The sequence below is a fragment of the Bilophila sp. 4_1_30 genome, assembly GCF_000224655.1.
GTDB classification, from domain to species: Bacteria; Desulfobacterota; Desulfovibrionia; order Desulfovibrionales; family Desulfovibrionaceae; genus Bilophila; species Bilophila wadsworthia.
Map to the genome: position 1 here is coordinate 100,799 of NZ_JH114231.1, position 6,456 is coordinate 107,254.

At 58.6% G+C, this 6,456-nt stretch carries 5 protein-coding genes and 2 pseudogenes; 5 read left to right on the forward strand and 2 right to left on the reverse strand.

Annotation, left to right across the window (positions count from 1 at the left end; translation table 11 throughout):
- Together HMPREF0178_RS00495 and rarD are read left to right on the forward strand one after the other, a co-directional pair.
- Positions 1-268, forward strand: a pseudogene (locus tag HMPREF0178_RS00495) (lyase); the annotation flags it as partial.
- A 111-nt stretch (positions 269-379) separates the two neighbouring features.
- Entirely contained in the window at positions 380-1,330 is a 951-nt protein-coding gene (rarD, locus tag HMPREF0178_RS00500; RefSeq protein WP_009367945.1) for an EamA family transporter RarD, read from the forward strand.
- 160 nt (positions 1,331-1,490) lie between these two features.
- On the opposite strand, the gene HMPREF0178_RS00505 is transcribed toward rarD, so the two are convergent.
- Positions 1,491-1,850, reverse strand: coding sequence for a trimethylamine methyltransferase family protein (locus tag HMPREF0178_RS00505; RefSeq protein ID WP_157134848.1), 360 nt, complete (start codon positions 1,848-1,850; stop codon positions 1,491-1,493).
- Between the two features lie 487 nt (positions 1,851-2,337).
- On the opposite strand from HMPREF0178_RS00505, the gene nhaC reads away from it, so the two are divergent.
- The 3 genes from nhaC to HMPREF0178_RS00520 are packed head-to-tail and all read left to right on the forward strand — an operon-like array spanning position 2,338 to position 5,876.
- Positions 2,338-3,750 (forward strand): Na+/H+ antiporter NhaC, encoded by a 1,413-nt coding sequence (gene nhaC / locus HMPREF0178_RS00510; RefSeq protein WP_009367947.1) that lies wholly within the window; start codon positions 2,338-2,340, stop codon positions 3,748-3,750.
- A 10-nt stretch (positions 3,751-3,760) separates the two neighbouring features.
- The gene (locus HMPREF0178_RS00515) at positions 3,761-5,314 is read left to right on the forward strand and encodes a sulfatase (protein WP_009367948.1); all 1,554 of its coding nucleotides are present in this window, start codon (positions 3,761-3,763) and stop codon (positions 5,312-5,314) included.
- Positions 5,315-5,366: 52 nt separating this feature from the next.
- Positions 5,367-5,876, forward strand: a complete 510-nt coding sequence (locus HMPREF0178_RS00520; protein ID WP_009367949.1) for a 3'-5' exonuclease — start codon at positions 5,367-5,369, stop codon at positions 5,874-5,876.
- 323 nt (positions 5,877-6,199) lie between these two features.
- On the opposite strand, the pseudogene HMPREF0178_RS00530 reads toward HMPREF0178_RS00520, so the two are convergent.
- A pseudogene (locus HMPREF0178_RS00530) lies at positions 6,200-6,456 on the reverse strand (GTPase HflX); the annotation flags it as partial.

Sequence of the window (6,456 nt, forward strand, 5' to 3'; positions counted from 1 at the left end):
CCTTTCCGCCAATGCCGAAAAATGCCTCCATGCGGCCGAACGCTCTACCTCGCTGGCGACGATGGTAAGTGCGCTTTTCGGCTACAAGATCGGCAGCCGTGTGGCTAACCTGGCGTACGAACACAATATTACCTGCCGTGAAGCCGCCGAACGGGAACACCTGCTTTCGCATGAGGCTGCGGACGATCTTTTTGATCTGTTGTCGTTGACCGACGTGAAAAAAACCGAGGCCCTTTTCGCCAAATACGCCGGAATCCGCAACGTCTGATCTCTGTCCCCAACGGAAAGAGGGCTGGTTTCCCCCGCTGGCTCTCTTTTTGTCCGCCGGGCCGTCGTTTTCGGAACGCACGGCCCGGATTTGCCTTCAAAGGAGAGAACGATGGAACACCGTTCACCCCGCACTGCTGCGGGCGGCCTCTCTCAAAGGCAAGGCATGGGCATCCTTTTCGGCGTGTACCTGTCCTTCGGCCTGAGCCCGCTGTACTGGAATCTGCTGCACGGGGTTTCGGCCCTCGAAATGGTCAGCCACCGCTCGCTTTGGGGAAGCCTGATCATCGCCGCCTTCATGGTGTGGAAGGGGCAGTTTCCCGCGTTTTTCCGCGCGATCAGGGATCGGCGCGAGATCGCGCTTATCGGTTTGTGCAGCCTCGCCCATCTGTGGAACTGGTGGATATACATATGGGCCGTCACCAACGGCAAGGTGCTCGAATGCAGCATGGGACACTACATCGTCCCCATGATCAGCACGATACTGGGCTTTGTGTTTTTCAGGGAGCGTCCGGGCCGCCTGCAATGGATGGGCATCATCTTCGCAGGGATCGGCGTGCTTATTCTGCTGATGGGATATGGAGCCATCCCGTGGGCCTCACTGAATGTGGCCCTTTCCGCGGCGTTGTTTGCATTCTTTCGCAAACGCGCCAAGGTCGGAGCCGCTCCCGGTATGCTCATGGAGCTGCTGTTTTCCGCGCCGTTCCTGTGGGGTTACCTGATCTGGCTGGGAGAAAGGGGGGAAGGGCATTTCCTCGCAGGAGGCGCATACATGGATCTGCTGCTCATCGGCTGCGGATTCGTCTCTGCCATTCCCCAATTGGGCCTGAGCCTCGGCATCCGCAGCGTGCCGATGATCTCGCTGGGCATCATGCAATACCTCTTGCCGACTACGGTTTTTCTGCTCGGCGCATTCGTCATGCGCGAACCCATATCGGCGAGCAAGCTGCTGGTGTTCCTGTTCATCTGGGTGGGGGTTGGGTGCTTCCTGTCCGGTACCGTCTCTTCTATCGGAAGAAAAAAGCTCCGGCCGGTAACGGAAGTAGGGCGGGTGAAGTATTGAGGAATGAGGGAGTTAAGCCATAGCTGGAAGAAGGAAGAATCCTCAGGTGAGCGCTTGTCGAGGACACCAGAGATGCAGGGGAAGTGGCGGAAATAGAAGTTGTCCCATTACGCGAAGAAGGAGAAGGCAATATTGCCTGTTGCCTTCCCCTTCTTTGTTTTTACTCCAGGCTTTCCGGCACGCCGTAGTCACGTTCGGCGGCGTTGAGCACTGCCCTGACACGGGCACATGCCTCCTCAGGGAGGGGTTCCGGTTCCCACGTGGCGAGGAGTTCCTTCGCGGCAATGAGAGCGCGGGTTTCCATGTCGAGGTGCTCCGCTTCGTTCCAGCGGTCACGGGTAAGGCGGTCAATGCGTTTGGGCTTTGATTGGATGTACATGTTTTCAAAGGTATTCATATGCGCGAGGAAATCACTGCGCGGGCCGACCTCCTTGATCACGTCCACGGAAAGCGTTTCATCGTTCACAACAATGCCATCCATGCTGAAAAGCATCATCTCGGCCATTTCGGCGTCCTTCAAGAGCTTTCCGCATTTGCGGAGGCAACGGTTTAAGATGAATAGGTGACTTTTTGAGAAAAGCCCCGGACAGCCCATACTGCCGGGGCTTTCGCATTCCTCTGTGCCTTTCTTCGCGGGCGGTTGGCTCTTGTTTATATTGCGGCATCTGAAGTGCTGGCGAAGGGAACCGATGCTTGGGCACAAGGATATCACCACTACGAGAGAATTTTATACTCATGCTTTGGCATTGTCTCAGCGCAGGGCTCTCTGGCTCTCCCAAACTGCCCCAAATGATGCAAGATGGTGGGTAATATGGGTGGTTAACTCAATACTTTTTAGCATAGGATATAAAATGAACGCCTTTTGCGGGGAAAGGGATGGGGCGTGAGTTGTTTTTTTGTGAAGAGCGGGTCATACTCGGGAGAACAACAAAAAACTCAGAGCCCGTGTGCTCGCCGGTACCCGTTCCTGAGGGGGACGGACGGAAGACTGTGGAGAGGAGTGTGGAATGGAGACGAAAGGGAATAAGCCTTCTTTAGGATGGGCGATCCTGTCGTTGGTGTTGCCCGTTGCGATGATCCTGTACGGCACGCTCGTTGTCGGCGTGCGGCCTCCCGTGCTGCCGCTCATCGGCGCCGTGGCGCTGGCCGGTCTTATGGGGCTGAAGACGGGCTACCGTTGGGAAGAATTGCAGGAAGGGATGTTTGAGGCGCTCGGACGCATCCAGATTGCCATCGCCATCCTTGCGCTGGTAGGCATGATCATCGCGGCGTGGCTCGCCTCGGGGACCATTCCCGCCATCATCTATTGGGGCCTGAAACTGATTGCGCCCGAACATTTCCTCCTGTCCGCCATGGTGCTGTGCTCGGTGGCTTCCATCGCCACAGGCACTTCGTTCGGGACCATGGGGACCATCGGCGTGGCGCTGCTCGGCGTTGGGCAGGCGCTCGGCTATCCCCCGGCCATGACGGTTGGGGCCATCGTTTCCGGCGCGTACATCGGCGACAAGATGTCTCCGGTATCCGACTCGACCAACATTACTGCGTCCGTCTGCGAAGTGCCGCTTTTCGATCATATCCTGTCCATGCTCTGGACGACGGTCCCGGCGTTCGTCGCGGCGGGGATCGTGTATACCGTGCTTGGTTTCTCCTTCGCGCAGGAACAGACAGCTTCGCTGGAAAGCCTCAACGCAATCCTCAGTGGCCTTGAAGGGCATTTCAGTCTGGATTTTGTGGCATTCATCCCGCCCATCCTGATGATCATCTTGGCGTATAAGCGCTTCCCGGTCCTGCCGGTCATGGTGGCGTGCCTGCTCAGTGCCGTGGCCATCGCTGTGTACGAAGGCGTGGCCTTCAACGATCTCGCCAAGATGATGACCTCCGGCTACGTTTCCAAGACCGGCATCAAGCAGCTTGATCCGCTGCTGTCCCGCGGCGGCCTGCTCAGCATCATGCCGACGGTTCTGCTGCTGTGCTCGGGCATGGCCTTCGGCGGTATTCTGGAACGCTCCCGCGTGCTTGAAGTCTTGCTCGACGCGGTGCTGAAGGGTGCCCGTTCCGCTGTCCGTCTGGTCGCGTCCGTGCTGGCGGCGGCTTACATCATCAACTTGGGCACGGGCAGCCAGATGCTGGCGGTCATCGTGCCCGGCCGCGCCTTCCTCGACTCGTTCAAGAAGGCCGACATCAGCCCGCTCGTGCTGTCTCGCACCTGTGAGGACGCCGGGACCATCGGCTGCCCGCTGGTCCCGTGGAGCGTCCACGCGTTTTACATCGCGGGCGTGCTCGGCGTCAGCGCGTTCGATTTCGCGCCGTATGCATTCCTGAACTGGTTCGTGCCCATTTTCTCCATCCTGTGCGCCCTGACCGGCTTCGGCATCTGGCGTTTGAACGGCACGCCGGTTCACGGCTCCAGAAAAGCCTAGAGAGGACAACATGTCTCCGATCAAGAATGTGATTTTCATTATGCTGGACACGCTCCAGTTCAACTATTTGGGGTGCTACGGCAATACGAAGGTCAAAACGCCCAATCTGGATCGCTTTGCCAGACAAGGGTTCCTGTTCGAGAACGCCTATAGCGAGGGCCTCCCCACCATTCCCGTCCGCAGGGCGATCATGACCGGGCGCTTCACTTTGCCCTACGCCGGGTGGAAGCCGCTGGATCTGAACGACACCAGCCTGACCGACATGCTGTGGTGCCGGGAAGTGCAGACGGCGCTGGTGTATGATACGCCGCCCATGCGCCTGCCCAAGTACGGCTATTCGCGCGGGTTCGACTATGTAAAGTTCTGCAACGGGCATGAGCTGGACCACGAGACGTTCCATAACGTGCCGCTGGACCCCGCCGTGAAGGCCGAGGACTATCTGTCGCCCGGCATGTTGCACAGGAACGAGGACGGCGAATACGACAGTTCGTCGCAGTCCTTGATCCGGGAAGCCGAGTGCTACCTCAAGCAGCGTCAGTTCTGGAAGTCGGACGCCGACAACTATGTCAGCGTCGTCGCCCGGGAAGCCGACGACTGGCTGCGGCGCAAACGCGATCCGAAGCGGCCTTTCCTGATGTGGGTGGACTCGTTCGATCCCCACGAACCGTGGGATCCGCCGTCCGTCTGGGAAGGGAAACCGTGCCCGCATGACCCGGACTATCAGGGCAATCCGATGATCCTGGCTCCGTGGACCGAGGTCAAGGGCGTGATGACGGAAGAGGAGTGCGCCCATATCCGCGCGCTGTACATGGAAAAAGTGGAACTCGTGGACAAATGGATCGGCAACCTGCTCGATTCGATCCGCGAGCAGGGCCTCTGGGAAGAGACGATGGTGATCATCACCTCGGACCACGGCCAGCCCATGGGCAACGGCGAACACGGGCACGGCATCATGCGCAAGTGCCGCCCCTGGCCCTATGAGGAACTGGTCCATGTTCCGCTGCTCATTCATGTGCCCGGCCTTGAGGGTGGGAAGCGGATCGAAAGTTTCGTCCAGAATGTGGATGTCACGGCGACCATGATGGATGCGCTCGGCTACGGGCAGTCCGCGCTTTCCGAAGCCGGGCATGAAGGCATCCAGACCTACGGCGCGGACGAGATGCACGGCATCAGCCTGCTCCCGGTCATGCGCGGGGAGACGGATACCGTGCGCGAGGTCGCCATAGCCGGATATTACGGCATGTCGTGGTCGCTCATCACCAAGGATTGGTCGTACATCCATTGGCTCAAGAACGATATCGACACCGACGAGATGAACCGCCTTTTCTATGACGGCTCGGGCAAGGGCGGCAACGCCGGCCGGCAGTCCGCCGAACTGGAAATGAAAGAGGAAATGTGGACGTGCGTTCAGGGGGCCGAAGTGACGGTGCCCGAGCAGGATGAACTCTACGACAGGCGGGCCGATCCGTTCCAGCTGAACAATCTGGTTGGCGAGCATCCCGAAAAGGCCAAGGAACTGCTTCAGCAGTTGAAGTTGTATATCGGTGAATTAAGGACCCTGTAGTTTAGGAAAAGGCGGGGGGATTTCCCCGCCTTTTTTGTTTTGGGAAGACACGATGGCCGATCCCGTATATGTCGCTCTGGATTTTGAAACCGCCGATTATCAGCCGGACAGCGCCTGTGCCGTAGGGTTGGCGAAAGTGCGCGGCGGCGAAGTTGTCGACACGCTGTACAGCCTTATCCGTCCCCCGAGGCGGCGTATCCTGTTCACATGGGTTCATGGCATCACGTGGAAGGACGTGCAGGACAGCCCCACGTTTCTGGAATTTTGGCCGCAGATGGCTTCTTTCCTGCAAGGCGTTACACATCTTGTCACGCACAACGCCCCTTTTGATCGGCGGGTGCTGGAAGCCTGTTGTCAGGCCAACGGCATAGCCCTTCCGGATCTTCCTTTCGTGTGCACGCTGCGGGAGTCGCGCAGGAAGCTCAAGCTTCCTTCCCACAAGCTTGATGCCGTTTGCCGTTACTGCGGCATCCCGCTTGATCATCACCATGCTGGTTCGGACGCCATCGCCGCCGCCCGGATTTTGATGTATCTTCAAGGAGAACCGCAGGGGGGAGAGTGAAAAAAGAGTAGGGAACCGCTGGCACGGCCCACACCTTCCCTTTCCCCCTTCCGTTTGACCGATGGTGCATACGGAAGGGGATTCTGCCGCATGGTCGCTCTCACGGTCAGGATGGAATTGTGGAGCGGTTCCATGTTTATCGGGATACGGCTTTTTCTGCGCCTTCTTTTCCTCATAAGCTTTTGGGACGGCGGGACGGTACCAAAGAAAACACGCCACAGGATCAAGGGGATTCCCTTGTCCGTGTGGCGCGTGTTTTTTCGTGTGCTGTAATGTCGGCCCGGGGGAGAAACGCGTGACGTTTTCCGGAGCAGGGCGGCTTATCAGTACACTTTGGGCATAGGGCCCGTTATTTCGATGTTGGCCGTCGTTTCCCAGTGGATGGTGTTTTCGATGCAGCGGGAGAGCGCGCTGAGGCCGTCCCGGGTTTCCGCCGAAATGGGCAGGGCATCGGGCCATCTGTCGCGCAGGATATCGCGCATCTCGTCCTCCAGCCGGTCCCACTTGTTGAGGATGAGGATACGCGGAACTTCGTTCAGTTCCATATCGGCAAGGATGCCGTCCACGAGCCGCGATCTGG

Coding starts and splice junctions, on each gene's coding strand:
- HMPREF0178_RS00515 (WP_009367948.1), top strand. CDS start 3,761: ATGTCTCCGATCAAGAATGTGATTTTCATTATGCTGGACACGCTCCAG.
- nhaC (WP_009367947.1), top strand. CDS start 2,338: ATGGAGACGAAAGGGAATAAGCCTTCTTTAGGATGGGCGATCCTGTCG.
- rarD (WP_009367945.1), top strand. CDS start 380: ATGGAACACCGTTCACCCCGCACTGCTGCGGGCGGCCTCTCTCAAAGG.
- HMPREF0178_RS00520 (WP_009367949.1), top strand. CDS start 5,367: ATGGCCGATCCCGTATATGTCGCTCTGGATTTTGAAACCGCCGATTAT.